Genomic DNA, 15,350 nt, shown 5'->3' on the forward strand with positions numbered 1-15,350 from the left:
GACGCGTCCCCACCGACGACAACGACTGACAGCGAGACCACGACTGGCCCTCAACTGAACCGTTGGAACCGGCCCGTTTTCAGCCGTCGCCGACAACGTGCACACGAGATGTGCCGCCGTTCCGCTTGCGGCACCCGCCAGGTCGGAGCCGCGCGATCGCTCAACACGCATTCCGGTCTCACAGAGCACAGCCATGTGGTCTCAGCTCTGGTCTCATTCACCCCCGTCCAACCAGGTTCAGCAGCTGCCCAGAGACCCGCACCGCCGCAGGTCAGAACCGGTGTGAACCCCGGCGGACAGTGTTCGAGAGAATTGGAAAGCATGTTTGGGCAACCCCTCACAATTCGCCTTCTCGAACGCCTCGCTTGTGGTCTCCGTTGCACTGAACTCGTACGCCTGGACGGGCGCTTGGGACTATGGTCGATCCACTCGACCACTGGAGGGCCAGCATGGCGCAAAACGAGGAGCGAACCTGTGGGCGGCCGACGCGCGCTGGCAAGCCGTGCCGCGTTCGCATATCCGGTTCGGATGTCGCCTGTGGTACGCACGCGACGGACGAAGATCGCGCAGTAGCGAAGGCTCATCGACGGGGCTGGAGCGAGGGGTACAAGGTCGGCTGCGAGTCTGGAGCCAGTTCATCAAAGCTGAAGATCGAGTGGCTGGAGCGGCGGGTTAAGGAACTCGAGCGACGGATCGACGAGGCCACTCGCATCTATGAAGTCGGCGGCGATCAGGTCGTAGATGTCGGTGGGTACGCATACCGGTGGCGAGGTGGCGATCACCTCAAAGTGGGCGACCGAGTACTGCTCCCGGAGAACTACGTGAGCCGCATGAAGAGCGGCCCAGGACCAGTGGTCGGTGTGGTCACGGCGTTGGGCACGACGTATCGGGGCACGCTCTCCTCCATCATCGGGCGGGCGCCGACGGCGGAGACAGAGGCTTAGAACGAACCGGCAGGCCGGAATCGATCTCCTGAAACATGCGCCCCGACCAGCCTCGGTCGGGGCGCACATCACGTTTTGCGCCCTACTCGTCCAGTTCCTGCAGCGGCATCGGCGCGTCGAAGACGTCAACGACGAACTCCGAAGTCCCGCTGCCTTCGAAGCCTTCGTCGCGGTCACTGTGGAGCAGGGTGTGAATCCTGACCCAGTGCCCCTCCGCGCTTGCACCCGCCGCAGCCTTGAGCGCGCTACGAACGGGCCCGAGGCCGGCAAGCGGCTGCTTGCTGGTCCAGGTATTCAGAAGCTTCACCTCTGTGGGAAGCGCCCACGTACGCGGCTCGGCGCTGGCAGGCACGGAGACCTCGTCGCTGAGCAACTGAATCACCCAACCGACGTCGCCGTCCGTACCGCGCTCGTTCGACATGCGGATGCCGAGCCCGATCATGTAGGCGCCCTCAAGGTAGTCCTCGAGTTCTTCGTCGATCCTGCTGAAGTAGACGGCATGGCGGACGATGTCGATCGGCCCGTATGCGGTGAATGTTCCTGCCTCAGGTGCGCACTTGTCCTTGAGGAATTGCTGCACGGCCATACGCACCGGGCTCGGGGCACGGTCCAGCACGGTCTGGAGGGCCGCGTTGTCCCGGTCGGACAGGAAGTCGTTGAGCGCACTGATGAGCTCGTCGCTCAGATGGAGATCGCCGGCCCCCAGCGTGGTGACCACCTCCAACCGGTCATCAGGGTCCTTGACGAGGGCGAATACCCTGCATCGCCCCGGGCTCGTGTGCGCGATGAACGAATGGACCATTTTTGGCTCACTTCACGTCTCAGAGACGGCAGCACAACGCACGTGTGCGTCAGCACCACCGTCGCGGGCAATAGAGGATCCCGCGTACCGACGTGTCGCCCGAGCTACGTGCTCGTTCGCATGGTCGACCAAGCGGGTCGCCGTCACACCCGGCACTTGAGCCCGAGCCTGCATAGCCGTGCGAAGTTACCAAGGTGCGGTCAGAACAGCAACGGGGTTGCCCGTCCCCGTCACGGACTGCGGCCCGTCGTGGTTGCAGTTCTGGTTGCATTCACCCCCGTCCGGGGGCGTTCAGCGCCCGACCGGCGAGTCATTCCGCCGCAGGTCAGGACGCCTGCGACCGCTCCTGGACAGTCGGACGAACATTTGGAAAGCGTGTTGGGGGCAACCCCTCACGAGTTCGAATCTCGTATCCTCCGCCTTCGCCCGCCAGGGCAAACGAAAGGCCCCGACCGGAATCCGGTCGGGGCCTTCGTCGTGTCCCGTCCCGGTCGACCTCCTCGGGCCCTGCGAGTCGTCCCCGTCGGCGTCCTTGACCACCTGCCGGACGAAGCCACTGCGGGGCAGCATCCAGCCGGCCGGGCGGGACCGCTCGCCCACCGGCCAGCTGTCTGGTCTGTTCGGGTGCCATCTGTGGGCCATACCGGTCACCCGGGGCGATGGCCTCTGAGGCGAAGGCCGCAGGCCCGTACAACCTCGTGTGGGGCGCTGGCTTCCCGCCGCTTCCGGGCAGGACGGCCAAGGCCGTGCGGCCACCGCTCCGATTCCGCACGGGTGAGCAGCAGAAGGAGGAGGGGCGTGCCTGCAGCTATGGGCGCCTGGCACCGCTGGATGGCGGCCGCGACGGTGATGGTGACGGCCGGGGCACTCGGCTCGCTCGGGGCAGGCACGTCCGCAGCGTCCGACCTGATGGGATGGGACCGTGCCCAGTGCGCGACCCAGCCCGCCCCGCCGGCGACGAACGTACCGCCACCGATCACCTCCGGCAGCGATGTGTGGAGCTTCGTGTCCGCGCCGAAGCTGCATCCCATGCGGGTCACCGTGACCACGCGACAGCCGGGCACGGCCCCGGGGGACATCTTCGTCGCCCCGTACAACCTCACCCAGCCGGTCGGCCAGACCGGGGCGCTGATGCTCGAAGACTCCGGCGATCCGGTGTGGTTCCGCCCGCTTCCCGTCGCGAACCTCGAGAACGGCGACTTCCGGGTGCAGACGTACCACGATCCCCGGACCGGCACCGCTCAGCCTGTGCTGACCTTCTGGCAGGGAACCATCGCGATTCCCCCGTACTACACCAACCTGCCCGGCGGCGCCCCCGAGCCTGGAGGCTGCTACTACATCTACGACGACCACTACCGCCCGATCAGGACGGTCTTCGCCCGGCACGGCTTCTACCCGGACTTCCACGAGTTCCTCCTGACACGCCGGGGGACCGCGCTGTTCATCGCGTCCAAGCCGGTCCCGATGGACCTCACCCCGTACGGGGGGCCGAAGAACGGAGCCATCGAGGACAGCGAGGTCCAGGAGGTCGATCTCGCGACCGGGAAACTCGTCTTCTCGTGGGACATCCTGGACCACGTGAACCCGGCGGACTCCGAGGTGTCGGCCTCCTCGGCGTCCTCGTCCGGCGGGGTGTGGGACGCCTATCACGTGAACTCGATCGACGAGGGCCCCGACGGCCAGCTGCTGATCTCGGCCCGGAACCTCTGGGCGGTCTACGACGTCGCGCGGCGCACAGGCGACATCCGCTGGCAACTCGGCGGCAAGAGAAGTGACTTCAGCTTCGGCCCGAACGCGGACTTCTACTGGCAGCACCACGCCCGGTTCCGGCCGGGAAACCGAATCAGCATGTTCGACGACGGCTGCTGCAACCAGCCGGACGGCACGCCCGAACAGCAGTCACACGGCCTGATCCTCAACCTCGACCTCCCCAACCACCGCGCGACCGTGGCGCGGACCTACTACCACGCACCGGGTTTGTACGCGGCGTCCCAGGGAGACACCCAGGCGCTCACCAACGGCAACGAGTTCGTCGGGTGGGGGCAGGAGTCGTACTACTCGGAGTACAGGGGCGCCGGGAACACCGAGGGCGACGGCTCGAAGAACCTGCTCTACGACGCCATGATGCCGGGCTCCGACGTCTCGTACCGGGCGTTCCGCCACCGGTGGGTCGGCAAGCCGTGGTATCCGCCCAGTGCGGCGGCGCGCGACGGTGGCGGCGGGCGGAGCATCGTCTACGCCTCCTGGAACGGTTCGACGGAGACCGGAGCGTGGCAGGTGCTCGCCGGACCGGACGCCCGTTCCCTGTCGGTGGTCGTCGGCCACGCCGACCGGACCGGCTTCGAGACGGCCGTCACGACGGACAACCCGGGACCGTACTTCCAGGTGAGGGCGCTGAACGCAAGGGGGAAGGTCATCGGGACGTCCCGCGTCGTGACCCGCTCCGGTTGAGGTGGGGATGTGATCGATACCGGGTCGGACTCTGCGGGAAGGACCGCTCCCCGGTCCGTCATCGGTGGCGGCCTCGCCCGCAACCGTCGAACAGCAGCGCCGGCCTGGTCTCGGTCCCGGTCTCGTTCACCGCCGTCCGAATGGGTTCAGCCGCCACCCCGGCAGCAAGGAGCCTCAGTTCAGAACGCTTGCGAACGGCGCCGGACAGCGCTGAGGAGAATTGGAAAGCGTGTTGGGGGCAACCCCTCACGAGTTCGAATCTCGTATCCTCCGCCTTCGCCGTCTCGCGCCAACCATCGAGGGATAGCCGGTCGCCGGGCAGCCTTGCGCGCCCCTGCCCTGCCGTCTCGAGTACCGGAGCAGGCCGACGGGCCCGGTGCCGTCGATGGACGTCAGCCGGAGTGGCTCCACGTCGCCATCTGTTCCCGGAAGGTCGGGCAGCTGACGATGTCCGTCTCGCCGCACTGGAGGGCATGGGTCAGGAGCTGGTGGGCGTGGTCGAGATCGACCATGTGCTGCTCGATCTCGGCGATCTTGGCGCGGATCATCGCCTGCCTCCGCGGCTGGTCCTGCTGGAACTCCCTGACCTCGGCCAGACTCAGCCCGGCTTGCTGGAACTTGCGAAGCAGCACGATCCGCTCTGCGGCCTGCGGCGGATAGCGTCGCTGCCCACTCTGGCGTTCGGGCGCAGGCAGCAGACCGTGGCGTTCCCAGAACCGGATGGCCGACGCGGGAACGTTGGTGATCTCGGCAAGCTGACCGATCGTCATACGCATGCTCCGTCGATCCTCTTTCTCTCGTCGTCTCGTCCTGCCGGCCTGACGCTTGACTTGAACCTTAGTTCAAGTCGCAGAGTGGCTGGCACGTGCAGCGGCGGCGAACCGGCCACCGCCGACAGGGAATTGGGAGATGAAGAGATGACAGACGCACCAGAAGTGAAGAACCGGGCCCACCAGCTCGTCGAGGCTGCCCGGCAGCTCTTCGCAGCCGGGGTGATGTCACACTCCGGGCACGCCAACCTGAGCGTCCGGCTCGACGCCGACCGCTTCCTGCTGACCCCGGGGTTCGTCCGCGACCTGGAGCCCCACCACCTGGCGACCGTCAGTCTCGACGGGCAGGTCCTCGAAGGAGAACTGCGCTCCGTCAGCGCCGAGATCATCACCATGCACAGCGTCGTCTACCGCGCCCGCCCACACGTGGGCGCGATCATCCACACCCACTCACCCGCCGCGACCGCCTTCGCGGTGGCCCACCGGCCGCTTCCGTGCCGCACCGAACCGATGCTCCGCTTCGGGCAGCCCGAGGACGTACCGGTGGTGCCCTGGGGCCCGCGCGGGTCGGACGTGTCAGTCCGGGGCATCGCCGACGTCCTGGAAGGACGCCCGACGACGTCCGCGGCCCTCCTGGCCAACCACGGGCTGCTGGTCTTCGGCCCGGACGCGGCGGCCGCCGCCCACCTCGTCGTGGCGATCGAGGAAAGCGCCGAGGCCGAGATCGCCGCTGCGGCGATCGGCGGGGCCGTGGACTTCCCCGAGGGCGCCCTGGAGGCTGTCCGGGCCTCGATCGCACGGGTCTCGTCATGACCGACCACACCTTCGCCGAGCGTTCCGAAGTCCTGCGGGCTCGCTACCGCACGACGCTCGGAGCCGTCCCTCGCGCAGTGGAGGACCGTCTGCGGGTGGCCCAGGCCTTCGGCCGGCTCCCCACGGAGGAGGCGTTCACGGCCCTGCGCCACATAGTTCTGGCCGACAGCCCACTCGGCGGTCGAGTGCAACAGTTGGTCCACTTCGGGCAGTTGCTGGCTCTCGGCCGGGCAGAACCGGCCCGGATCCACGCCCGGGGATCACTCCACGCGGGCGCCGGCATCGCCGACCTCATCGGAGTCGCCGAGACCGCGCTCATCACCTCGGGCACGCCGGCCTACGCGCTCGGCATCGAGATCATCGTCGAACTCCTGCAGGACGACGACGGCCAGATCGGCTGACCGCCGAAACACGGCTGACGCAGGACTAGCGAAGTCGCCGTCCTCTGCCCGGGGGCGATCAAGTGACCGGCCGAAGGGTCCGTCGACCAGCCCGTCGAAGCGGCGCTCGACGCCCTCAGGAACGAGATCGCCGCCCTTCGCGGGCAGGTGGGCGAGCTCACCCGGCGAGTCGCCGGATCCGGGCACGACCCGCCGCGGGGAGATCGTTCCAGCGACGATCCGCCGCACTGACCGGAGCGTCCCCCCGGGGGGCACCACCGGACAGTCCTGGCACGGGCGCCGATCACGGACTCCCCGCGTGCCCCGAGCGGTCGCGGCAGCGCCGCCGGTCAGGCCGCCCGCTCGGCCGCCGGACGGACCAGCCGGCTGCGGACCGCCCAGGCCAGCGCCCCGAGTGCGAAGCCGTAGACGGCGACCAGTCCGTGGCCGTTGTCCTGGGCGAGCCACATCGCCAGGCCGAGCACCGGGACGCCGGCCGCCAGGGCGATCTCCTTGGGGAGGCGGGTGCGGGTGAGGAAGGCGAGGGCCAGGGTGGCGCCGAGGAAGTAGGTGGCGCCGGAGCTGCCGGCGAAGTTGCGGGGGTCGGTGCCGGGGCCGTCGCCGAAACCGAGCAGGGCGTCGGTCCGGCCGGGCAGCACGATGCCGGCGAGGAAGAAGACGAGGGTCAGCGTGCCGCCCCAGTACCACTGGGCGAGCGCGGCGACGGCGGCGAGGGTGACGAGGTTCCACAGGCCGCCGAAGAGCCCGCCGTTCTGCATGAACACCGAGGTGAACTCGCGCCACCAGCCGGACCTGGCCGGGTCAGCGTCCAGCGCGTCCATGGCGCCGGACCACACCAGCTGGAGCACCACTCCGCCGACGGCGACGGCGGTCAGGGCGATCGCCGCCCACGGCAGCGGCCGCGAGCGCAGCGTGTCGCGACCGACGACGCCGAGCCCGCAGTTGACCATCATGACCATCAGCGCGGCCGTGGTCACGTTGAAAAGGATCGCCCCCATGGTCCTGCCCCTCCCCGGCTCCGGCGTTTTCCAACGCCGTTCGAAAACTTCTGGAGCAAAGCTAGCACGATTTTCGAACGGTGTTGGAAAACGCTGTACGGTGAACCGCATGAAGCTCACCAAGGACCGCATCGTCGACGCGGGCATGGCCGTCTTCGCCGAGGTCGGCTACCAGAACCTGTCCATGCGCCAAGTCGCCGACCGGCTCGACGCCCACGCGGGCAGCCTCTACTACCACGTGCGCGGCAAGGACGAGCTGCTCGCCCTGATGGCCGACCGGGTCTGCCGCCAGGCGTACGACGCAGGCACCCAAGCCCTGGCCGCCCTCGCCGTCGGCGCCCCCTGGCAGGACCGCGTCGAGGCCCAGGCCACCGCCCTGCGCCGGAGCATCAAGCAGCACCCCGGCGGCGCCCAACTCCTGGCCGAGAGCCCCGGCGTGCTCAGCACCGGCGCCCTCTCCCTCATGGAGCGCCTGCTGGGCACCCTCCTCGACGCCGGGCTGCCCGCCGAGCACTGCGGCATCGCCGCCGACACCCTGCTCAGTCACATCACCGGCTTCGTGCTCCAGGAGCAGAACCAGCCGACCGCCCCACCGACCGTCACTGCCGAGCTCCACGCCGACCTGTGCGGGCGATTCCCGCTGGTCATGGGCGACTTGATCCCCCGGATCAGCCAGGACGAGAAGTTCACACGAAGCCTGCGCCTGCTCTGCACCGGCTTCGCGGCGCTCTGCCAGTAGATCCCGTTCCGCCGCCCGGTGACCCCCTCGGACTCCGCTCGGCCCCTCGGACGGCGGGGACCTCCGTGTCCCAGCCCCGGGGACGCCCCTCACGAGTGATCGCAGGCCCGGACCGGCGCGAAGCGGGCCGAGCCTCCGTCGTTCCGCGGCGGTGGGTTCGGCGGCTCCGCGGCTTCCCCCGGCCGCGATCGTCCGAAGGACAGCGGAGTGCGGAGCGTTCGAGTGGTGTCGGACCGCCGATGGGGCGGGATCGCGGTGTGCCTGGCAACCATCCGGGCTCGCGTGACGCATGAGTGGAGAAGGCGTACCAACGCCTGGCCCCCGTCCCCGATGTGCGGAGTGTCCATGTCGCCGCTGTCCGTGATCCGTCGTCTGCTCGTCGTTCTGCTGCTTCCCCTGCTGGCTCTCGCCACCGTCCTCGGCGGTGCCAAGGAGTCGTCCGCGGTCGTGGTGCCCACCGGGGTCCGCGCCGGGGGGACCGACTGGGACGCCTTGGCCCGCTGCGAGAGCGGAGGGCGCTGGCAGGCCGACACCGGCAACGGCTACTACGGCGGTTTGCAGTTCGACACTGCGACCTGGCGCGCCAACGGCGGCCTCGCCTACGCTCCCCGCCCGGACCGGGCGACCCGCGAACAGCAGATCGCGGTGGCCGAGCACCTCGCCTCGAACCGCGGGCTCGCTCCCTGGCCGTCCTGCGGAGCCCGCGCCGGCCACGGCGGCGACCGCTCCAACAGCTACGCCGGCACCCACGCTCGGGGCCACGGCTCCGCGCAATCACGGCCGCACGCCGCCGCCCCGCCCGCCCCGCGCACCGAGCACACCGCCCCGGTGGACACTCCCGCAGTCACCGACGGGGCCACGGACGCGGACGGAGCCGACATGGACAGCTGGACCGTACGTCCCGGCGACACCCTCGGGAACATCGCCCAGGAAGTCGGCTCCCCCGACGGATGGTCGACCCTCTACGCTCTCAACCGCCAAATCATCGGCGACGACCCGGACCTGATCCTGCCCGGCCAGGTCCTCGCCCTGCGCTGACCCAGGCGAACGTCCGGCCATGTGACCGCGGTCGTCACAACCACGGTCCCCGGTGGGTCCGACGAGTGCGGCGGGACCGGAGGGCGTTCAGGTCGGCCGCGCCCCTGGAGGCCTCGCCGACGTCCAGGCCTGCGGCACAGAACCGGTCAGGATTCGAGAAGCCCCGGCGAGCGGGGGACCTCTAGCGTGAAGGCCATGGCACCGCACGGTTCTGATCCAGTGCCCACCACGAGAGGAAGATCCGTCATGCAGCGCACCGAGTCGCCCGCCGAGGAGTACACCGGGTTCACCGCCGAGGAGCGGGCCGCCATGAAGGAGCACGCCCAGGAGCAGAAGCGGGCGGTGGCAGGGCGGGGGTCGCGGGCGGAGAAGGAGGCGGCGGCGGAGCGGGAGGTGCTGGCGAAGATCGCCGAGATGCCGGAGGCGGACCGGGTGCTCGCCGAGGGGATCCACGCCCTCGTCAAGGCGGTGGCTCCGGACCTCACGGCCAAGCTCTGGTACGGGATGCCGGCCTACGCCAGGGACGGCAGGATCATCTGCCACTTCCAGAGCGCGCAGAAGTTCAAGTCGCGGTACGCCACGCTCGGTTTCAGCGACCAGGCGGCGCTGGACGACGGCGACGTGTGGCCGGTGGCCTACGCCGTGAAGCATCTGACCCCGGCCGAGGAGGAGCACATCGGTGCGCTCGTCCGCAGGGCCGTGGGCTGAGGGCGGTGGAGGGCCCGGGCCACCGGGAAGCGGCCCGGACCCTCGGTGTCCGCGCGTGCGGTGTCTCCGTGCGGTGGGTCAGGAGACGGGGAGGGCGGCCTCGGCGCGGTCGGTGGCTGCGGTGCCGGCCGCGGTGGCGCCCAGGGCGAGGAGGGCGGTGCGGGTGGTGGTGACGGCGGCGCAGTTGTTGGCGGCGTAGGAGAGGGCCATGCGGTGCCGGTCGAGGGAGAAGTCGGCGACGGCGTCGGCGACGAGGAAGGGCTGGACGTCGTGGGAGAAGGCGTCCACGGCGGTCATCAGGACGCCGACGTGGGCGTAGACGCCGCACAGGATGAGCTGGTCGCGGCCGCTGTCGTGGAGCAGTTCCAGCAGGCCGGAGCGGTGCAGGGCGCTGTAGCGCCACTTGGTGAGGACGTGGTCGCGAGGCTGCGGGGTGAGGGCGGAGACGATCCGGCGGTCGCCCGGTTCGGCGCGCATGCCGGGGCCCCAGAAGTCCTTGAGCAGGCCGCGCTGTTCGTCGTCCATGTCGCCGGGCTGGGCGGTGTAGACGACGGGGACGCCGAGGTCGGCGCAACGGGCCCGGAGCAGGCGGCAGTTGTGCAGGAGCTCGGAGGCGGGCGAGCGGTCGGCGGTGAAGGGGCGCAGGAAGTACTCCTGCATGTCGTGGACGAGCAGGACGGCGCGGTCCGGGTCCGGGGCCCAGGGCACCCGGCTCTCCGGCAGGTCGCGTTCGGTGGGCATGGGGTACGGCGGGATGGGGCTGATGCTCAAGGCGGGACCTCGTCAGGGTGTGGTGGCGGGGGCGGTCAGGAGCGGCGGCGGTCAGGGGCGCCAGGCCGCCGCGACGGTGAGGGACTGCTCCGGATTGAGCCGCGGGTCGCAGAGCGTGGTGTACGGGCCGAGTCGGCCGGCGTCGGCGAGGGCCGCGGTGTCGGTGACGCACTCGGCGACCGGGTCGGGCGTCGCCTCCAGGTGGAGGCCGGCGGCGACGCCGCCGCCACGGCGGACGGCCGCCAGGAACTCGCCGACCTCCTGGACCACGGCGGACAGCACCCTGGTCTTGCGGCCGTCGGGTGCGCTGACGGTGTTGCCGTGCATCGGGTCGCACAGCCAGCTCACCGGGTGGCCGGCCCCGCGCACGGCCCGGACCAGGTCCGCCAACCGGTCGGGGGCCCGGCCCGCGCCGAAGCGGGCGATCAGGGTGAGCCGCCCGGGCACCCGGTCCGGGTCCAGGACGCGGCACAGTTCCAGCAGCTCGGCGGGGGTGCAGCCGGGGCCGACCTTGCAGGCGACCGGGTTGACCACGTCGGCCAGCAGCCGCACGTGGGCGCCGTCCGGCTCGCGGGTGCGCTCGCCGATCCACGGCCAGTGGGTGGAGGTGAGCAGCAGCCGGCCGTCGGAGGAGCGGCGCAGCAGCGGCAGTTCGTAGTCCAGCAGCAGGGCCTCGTGGCTGGTCCAGACCAGCGGGTCGGGCAGCGGCGACCAGGTCTCCTCGTGCCGGCGCAGCTGGGCCATGGCCCGGGCGGCGGCGCGGTAGCCGGTGACCAGGCGCAGCGGGTCGGGGCGGCGGGCCATCGGCTGGGCGTCGGGCGCGTTGACGATGAGGCCGCGGAACACCGGCAGTTCGGCGCCGTCGACGACCTCGGTGGGGCGGGAGCGGGGCTTGGCGAACTGGCCGGCGATCCGACCGACCCGCACGACGGGCAGTCCGGTGTTCATCCGCAGCACGCCGGCCAGCGCGTCCAGCAGGCCGGCCTTGCGGGAGATGGCCTCGGGGGTGCAGTCGGCCGGGTCCTCGGCGCAGTCGCCCGCCTGGACGACCAGCAGCCGTCCGGCGGCCGCCTCGGCGAGCAGGGTGCGCAGCTGGCGCACCTCGTCCCAGGCGACCAGCCCGGGCAGGGCGGCCAGGTCGGCGCGCACCTTGTCGACCAGCCAGGCGTCCCCCCAGTCGGGCTGCTGCCCGGCGGGGCGGCCGCGGTAGGGCAGGAGCTCCTCCTCGGCCAGGGGGGCGCGGAAGGAGTCGAGTGCGGTGAGGGTGCTGGTGCGGTCGATCACGGTCGCTCCTCGACGGAAACGGAAGACGGGACGGCGGCAAGCGGCGTACTGGTGACGAGCCCCTCCCGCACGCCGACCGGCTCCCGTACGGCGGCCGGCTCACGCACGGCCGCGGCGACCGCGGCGGCGACGCCCGGGGCGACCCGGGGGTCGAGCACGCTGGGGACCACGCGGTCCGGGGCGAGGTCCTCCGCCGCCAAGGCGACGATGGCGTCGGCGGCGGCCAGCATCATCCGCTCGGTGATCCGGGTGGCCCCCGCGTCCAGAGCGCCGCGGAAGATCCCGGGGCAGGCCAGCAGGTTGCTGATCTGGTTGGGGTGGTCGCTGCGCCCGGTGGCGACCACCGCGGCGTGCCGGGCGGCCACTTCCGGCGCGATCTCGGGGGTGGGGTTGGACAGCGCGAACACCACGGCGCCGGGCGCCATGGCGGCGATCAGCTCCTCGGGCACGGTCGCCGAGGAGACACCGATGAACACGTCGGCTCCCGGCAGTACGTCCGCCAGGCCGCCGCGCAGTCCGCGCGGGTTGGTCAGCTCGGCCAACTGGGCCTTCCCGGTCGACAGTTCGGAGCGGCCGTGGTGGATGACGCCGCGCGAGTCCAGCACGACGACCTCACCCGCCCCGGCGGCGACCAGCATCCGGGCGCAGGCAGTGCCCGCCGCTCCGGCGCCGGAGACCACCACCCGCATCGACGGCAGCGGCTTGCCGAGCAGGTCGGCCGAACTGCGCAGCGCGGCCAGCGCCACGATCGCCGTGCCGTGCTGGTCGTTGTGCATCACCGGGCAGTCCAGCGCCGCGTCCAGGGCGCGCTCCAGTTCGAAGCAGCGCGGCGCGGCGACGTCCTCCAGGTTGATCGCGCCGAACGAGGGGCGCAGCCGCACGAGCGTCTCGACGATCTCGTCCACGTCCCGGGTGTTCAGCACCAGCGGTACGGAGTCCAGCCCGCCCAGCGCCTTGAACAGCGCGGCCTTGCCCTCCATGACGGGCAGCGCGGCAGCCGGGCCCACGTCGCCCAGGCCCAGCACCGCGGTGCCGTCGCTGACGACGGCCACCAGCCGGTGCGCCCAGGTGTAGTCGGCGGCCAGTCGGCCGTCCTCGGCGATCGCCCGGCTGACGCGGGCGACCCCGGGGGTGGAGATGACGGACAGCGCGCGGGCGTCCAGCGGTGTGATGGGGACCTGGGTGCGGAGCTTGCCGCCCCGGTGGGCCCGGAATATCTCGTCCTCGGTGAGCCTTTCGGCACGGTCCTGGTGTGCGACCGACACTGGCGTCCCTTTCTCGGGAGATCTCGGGGGAGCCTCGGGGATCCTCACGGGGCGCAGGGCGCCGGGTGTTCCGTTGCCGGGAGGTCCGTCGCGAAGGTGATCGTGTTCGACGCTAGTCGCGGCGCCGACACGGGCGGAACTACTCGACCGAGTGGGTCCGTCCCACCCGATCACCGCATTCCTCGATCGACCTGCGAATTCGAGTAGTTGTGGGCCTCCCGGCCGTGCGGAAGTGTCGTTGGCATCCCCCCTTCCGCTCGCTCCAGCCGTTCAGGAGGCGCCATGACCGGGCACACCCGGCCGCTGCACGACGAGGCCCCGGGAGGCCTGCTCGGCACGCTGCTCGCACCGGGCGGCGAGCCCGCCGCGTACGCCCTGCTGCACCGGCCGGAGAGCGGCGCCGCCGACCGGGTCGAGGTGGTGGTCGGTGAGGTTGCCGAGCTCGCCTCACTGGCCGAAGTCCCGCTGGAGGACGGTCCCGTACCGCCCGCGGGCCCCCGGCACGAGCTGCTGGTCGTCGTACCGTTCCGGCAGGTCGCGGAGCGGGGCTTCACCGCCCCCGACGACGGCGCCCCGCTGCTCGCGCTGCGGGTCACCGACCAGGAGTCGGTCGGCCTCGCCGATGCGCTCCGTCTGCTGCCGGACGACGAACTCGCCGTCCGCAATTCCCGGTTCGCCCTCGACGACGAGGCTTACGCGGAGCTCGTGCGAACCGTGCTCACCGAGGAGATCGGCCACGGGCGCGGCGCCAACTTCGTCCTGGAGCGGCCGTTCACCGCCGAGATCGACGGCTTCGGGGCGCGGGCGGCGCTGTCCGTCTTCCGCCGGCTGCTGGCCCAGGAGCGCGGCACGTACTGGACGTTCCTGGTCCGCGCGGGCGACCGCTACTTCGTCGGCGCCTCGCCGGAGCGGCACGTCAGCGCGATCGACGGGGAGGTGGTGATGAACCCGGTCAGCGGGACGTACCGCTACCCGGCCGGCGGGCCGTCCGTGGCCGGGCTGCTCGACTTCCTCGCGGACCGCAAGGAGACCGACGAGCTGCTGATGGTGGTCGACGAGGAACTCAAGATGATGGGCCGGATCTGCGAGGGCGGCGGGCGGGTCGTCGGCCCGTTCCTCAAGCCGATGGCGCGGCTGGCCCACACCGAGTACCTGATCGAGGGGTACAGCACCCGGCCGATACCGGACGTCCTGCGCGAGACCCTGTTCGCGCCCACCGTGACGGGCAGCCCGCTGGAGTCCGCCTGCGAGCTGATCAGCCGCTACGAGCCCGGCGGGCGCGGCTACTACAGCGGCGTGCTGGCCCTGGTCGGCCGGGACGCGAGCGGCGGGCGCTGGCTGGACTCGGCGATCCTGATCCGCACCGCCCGGATCGACCGGGCCGGCCGGCTGCGGATGGGCGTCGGCGCGACGCTGGTCCGCCACTCCGACCCGCGGGCCGAGGTCGCCGAGACGTACGCCAAGGCGGCCGGGATGCTCGCGGCCGTCCGGGGGACGCCGGACGCCGCCGGACCGGCCCCGGCCGCCGTCGACACCTCGGCCTGGGCCGGCGATGCCCGGATCCGGGCCGCGCTGGCCGGGCGCAACGCCCAGCTCGCGCCGTTCTGGCTGAGCCGGCCGGACGGGGCCGCGGACGCGGTCGCCCGGGGCCGGGTGCTGCTGGTCGACGCGGAGGACACCTTCACCGCGATGATCGGCCACCAACTCGCAGCGCTCGGACTGGAGCCGGAGATCCGCCGCTGGGACGACCTGGTACGGGCGGCGGACGGCCGGGTCGAACTCCACGGGGCCGACCTGGTGGTGGTCGGCCCGGGGCCGGGCGACCCCCGGGAGGTCGGCGACGCCAAGATCGCCACCCTTCGCGCGCTGACGCGCCAACTGCTGGGCGACGAGAGGCCGTTCCTGTCGATCTGCCTCGGTCACCAGGTGCTCGCGGGCGAGCTCGGCCTGCCCCTGGTCCGCAAGCCGCAGCCGAACCAGGGGCGGCAGCAGGTCGTCGACCTGTTCGGCCGGCAGCGCCGGGTCGGCTTCTACAACAGCTTCGCGGCCGTCGCGGACGGCGACGAGTTCGCGCCCCCCACCCTGGCCGGGAGCGTCGCGGTCAGCCGGGACGCCGGTACCGGCGAGGTGCACGGCCTGCGTGGACCGCACTTCCACTCGCTGCAGTTCCACCCGGAGTCCGTGCTGAGCACCGACGGGTTCGACGTCCTGCGCGAGTGCGTGACCGGGCTGCTCGACGTCCCGGCCACCGCCACCGCCCCGGCCGCCGCCGTCCCGACCGCCGTCGCTGGCGTTCCGACCGCCGTCGCCGCCGTCGCCGTACCGGCAGCGGCCGCCCCGGCCGTCGCCGCCCACACCGTCTGAGC

General features: G+C 71.4%; 14 protein-coding genes. 8 read left to right on the plus strand and 6 right to left on the minus strand.

Annotation, left to right across the window (positions count from 1 at the left end):
• The first annotated feature begins 449 nt into the window (after positions 1–449).
• The gene (locus ACFV1W_RS26630) at positions 450–944 is read left to right on the plus strand and encodes a hypothetical protein (RefSeq protein WP_380419766.1); all 495 of its coding nucleotides are present in this window, start codon (positions 450–452) and stop codon (positions 942–944) included.
• A gap of 82 nt (positions 945–1,026) precedes the next feature.
• Here the strand turns inward: ACFV1W_RS26630 and ACFV1W_RS26635 are convergent, their stop codons facing one another.
• Complete coding sequence (locus tag ACFV1W_RS26635) at positions 1,027–1,746, minus strand: hypothetical protein (protein ID WP_380419767.1); 720 nt, start codon at positions 1,744–1,746, stop codon at positions 1,027–1,029.
• A 798-nt stretch (positions 1,747–2,544) separates the two neighbouring features.
• Here ACFV1W_RS26635 and ACFV1W_RS26640 point away from each other — a divergent pair.
• Positions 2,545–4,197 carry an arylsulfotransferase family protein gene (locus ACFV1W_RS26640; protein WP_380419768.1) on the plus strand — a complete coding sequence of 551 codons (1,653 nt, stop codon included), beginning with the start codon at positions 2,545–2,547 and terminating at the stop codon, positions 4,195–4,197.
• A gap of 392 nt (positions 4,198–4,589) precedes the next feature.
• On the opposite strand, the gene ACFV1W_RS26645 is transcribed toward ACFV1W_RS26640, so the two are convergent.
• On the minus strand, positions 4,590–4,973 hold the full coding sequence (locus tag ACFV1W_RS26645; protein WP_380419769.1) for a MerR family transcriptional regulator: 384 nt from the start codon (positions 4,971–4,973) through the stop codon (positions 4,590–4,592).
• A gap of 141 nt (positions 4,974–5,114) precedes the next feature.
• Here ACFV1W_RS26645 and ACFV1W_RS26650 point away from each other — a divergent pair, with 141 nt between their 5' ends.
• Both ACFV1W_RS26650 and ACFV1W_RS26655 read left to right on the plus strand, forming a co-directional pair.
• Complete coding sequence (locus ACFV1W_RS26650; protein WP_380419770.1) at positions 5,115–5,780, plus strand: class II aldolase/adducin family protein; 666 nt, start codon at positions 5,115–5,117, stop codon at positions 5,778–5,780.
• Positions 5,777–6,181 (plus strand): carboxymuconolactone decarboxylase family protein, encoded by a 405-nt coding sequence (locus tag ACFV1W_RS26655; RefSeq protein ID WP_380419771.1) that lies wholly within the window; start codon positions 5,777–5,779, stop codon positions 6,179–6,181. The genes ACFV1W_RS26650 and ACFV1W_RS26655 overlap by 4 nt, the downstream gene beginning before the upstream one ends.
• A 329-nt stretch (positions 6,182–6,510) precedes the next feature.
• On the opposite strand, the gene ACFV1W_RS26660 is transcribed toward ACFV1W_RS26655, so the two are convergent.
• Entirely contained in the window at positions 6,511–7,179 is a 669-nt protein-coding gene (locus ACFV1W_RS26660; protein ID WP_380419772.1) for a hypothetical protein, read from the minus strand.
• A 109-nt stretch (positions 7,180–7,288) separates the two neighbouring features.
• Here ACFV1W_RS26660 and ACFV1W_RS26665 point away from each other — a divergent pair, with 109 nt between their 5' ends.
• From ACFV1W_RS26665 to ACFV1W_RS26675, 3 genes are all read left to right on the plus strand, one after another.
• Complete coding sequence (locus tag ACFV1W_RS26665; protein ID WP_380419773.1) at positions 7,289–7,918, plus strand: TetR/AcrR family transcriptional regulator; 630 nt, start codon at positions 7,289–7,291, stop codon at positions 7,916–7,918.
• Positions 7,919–8,263: 345 nt separating this feature from the next.
• Positions 8,264–8,956, plus strand: a complete 693-nt coding sequence (locus ACFV1W_RS26670) for a transglycosylase family protein (protein WP_380419774.1) — start codon at positions 8,264–8,266, stop codon at positions 8,954–8,956.
• Positions 8,957–9,202: 246 nt separating this feature from the next.
• Positions 9,203–9,664, plus strand: coding sequence for an iron chaperone (locus tag ACFV1W_RS26675; RefSeq protein WP_380419775.1), 462 nt, complete (start codon positions 9,203–9,205; stop codon positions 9,662–9,664).
• A 78-nt stretch (positions 9,665–9,742) separates the two neighbouring features.
• On the opposite strand, the gene ACFV1W_RS26680 is transcribed toward ACFV1W_RS26675, so the two are convergent.
• Genes ACFV1W_RS26680 through ACFV1W_RS26690 form a run of 3 tightly spaced genes read right to left on the minus strand, consistent with a single transcriptional unit; the run spans position 9,743 to position 12,984 of the window.
• Complete coding sequence (locus ACFV1W_RS26680) at positions 9,743–10,435, minus strand: isochorismatase family protein (RefSeq protein ID WP_380419776.1); 693 nt, start codon at positions 10,433–10,435, stop codon at positions 9,743–9,745.
• A gap of 51 nt (positions 10,436–10,486) precedes the next feature.
• A complete protein-coding gene (locus ACFV1W_RS26685) occupies positions 10,487–11,668 on the minus strand; it encodes a 3-deoxy-7-phosphoheptulonate synthase (protein WP_380419813.1) in 1,182 nt (393 codons plus the stop codon).
• Positions 11,669–11,715: 47 nt separating this feature from the next.
• Positions 11,716–12,984 carry an NADP-dependent malic enzyme gene (locus tag ACFV1W_RS26690; protein ID WP_380419777.1) on the minus strand — a complete coding sequence of 423 codons (1,269 nt, stop codon included), beginning with the start codon at positions 12,982–12,984 and terminating at the stop codon, positions 11,716–11,718.
• Positions 12,985–13,266: 282 nt separating this feature from the next.
• On the opposite strand from ACFV1W_RS26690, the gene ACFV1W_RS26695 reads away from it, so the two are divergent.
• Positions 13,267–15,348 (plus strand): anthranilate synthase family protein, encoded by a 2,082-nt coding sequence (locus ACFV1W_RS26695; protein WP_380419778.1) that lies wholly within the window; start codon positions 13,267–13,269, stop codon positions 15,346–15,348.
• The last annotated feature ends 2 nt before the right edge of the window (positions 15,349–15,350 follow it).

This window comes from Kitasatospora sp. NPDC059648 (assembly GCF_042734825.1).
Classification (GTDB): domain Bacteria; phylum Actinomycetota; class Actinomycetes; order Streptomycetales; family Streptomycetaceae; genus Kitasatospora.

Excerpts from the sequence above, each read along its gene's own strand:
- ACFV1W_RS26665 (WP_380419773.1), top strand. The coding sequence starts at position 7,289 with ATGAAGCTCACCAAGGACCGCATCGTCGACGCGGGCATGGCCGTCTTC.
- ACFV1W_RS26645 (WP_380419769.1), bottom strand. The coding sequence starts at position 4,973 with ATGCGTATGACGATCGGTCAGCTTGCCGAGATCACCAACGTTCCCGCG.
- ACFV1W_RS26695 (WP_380419778.1), top strand. The coding sequence starts at position 13,267 with ATGACCGGGCACACCCGGCCGCTGCACGACGAGGCCCCGGGAGGCCTG.
- ACFV1W_RS26635 (WP_380419767.1), bottom strand. The coding sequence starts at position 1,746 with ATGGTCCATTCGTTCATCGCGCACACGAGCCCGGGGCGATGCAGGGTA.
- ACFV1W_RS26670 (WP_380419774.1), top strand. The coding sequence starts at position 8,264 with ATGTCGCCGCTGTCCGTGATCCGTCGTCTGCTCGTCGTTCTGCTGCTT.
- ACFV1W_RS26675 (WP_380419775.1), top strand. The coding sequence starts at position 9,203 with ATGCAGCGCACCGAGTCGCCCGCCGAGGAGTACACCGGGTTCACCGCC.
- ACFV1W_RS26660 (WP_380419772.1), bottom strand. The coding sequence starts at position 7,179 with ATGGGGGCGATCCTTTTCAACGTGACCACGGCCGCGCTGATGGTCATG.
- ACFV1W_RS26655 (WP_380419771.1), top strand. The coding sequence starts at position 5,777 with ATGACCGACCACACCTTCGCCGAGCGTTCCGAAGTCCTGCGGGCTCGC.
- ACFV1W_RS26650 (WP_380419770.1), top strand. The coding sequence starts at position 5,115 with ATGACAGACGCACCAGAAGTGAAGAACCGGGCCCACCAGCTCGTCGAG.
- ACFV1W_RS26630 (WP_380419766.1), top strand. The coding sequence starts at position 450 with ATGGCGCAAAACGAGGAGCGAACCTGTGGGCGGCCGACGCGCGCTGGC.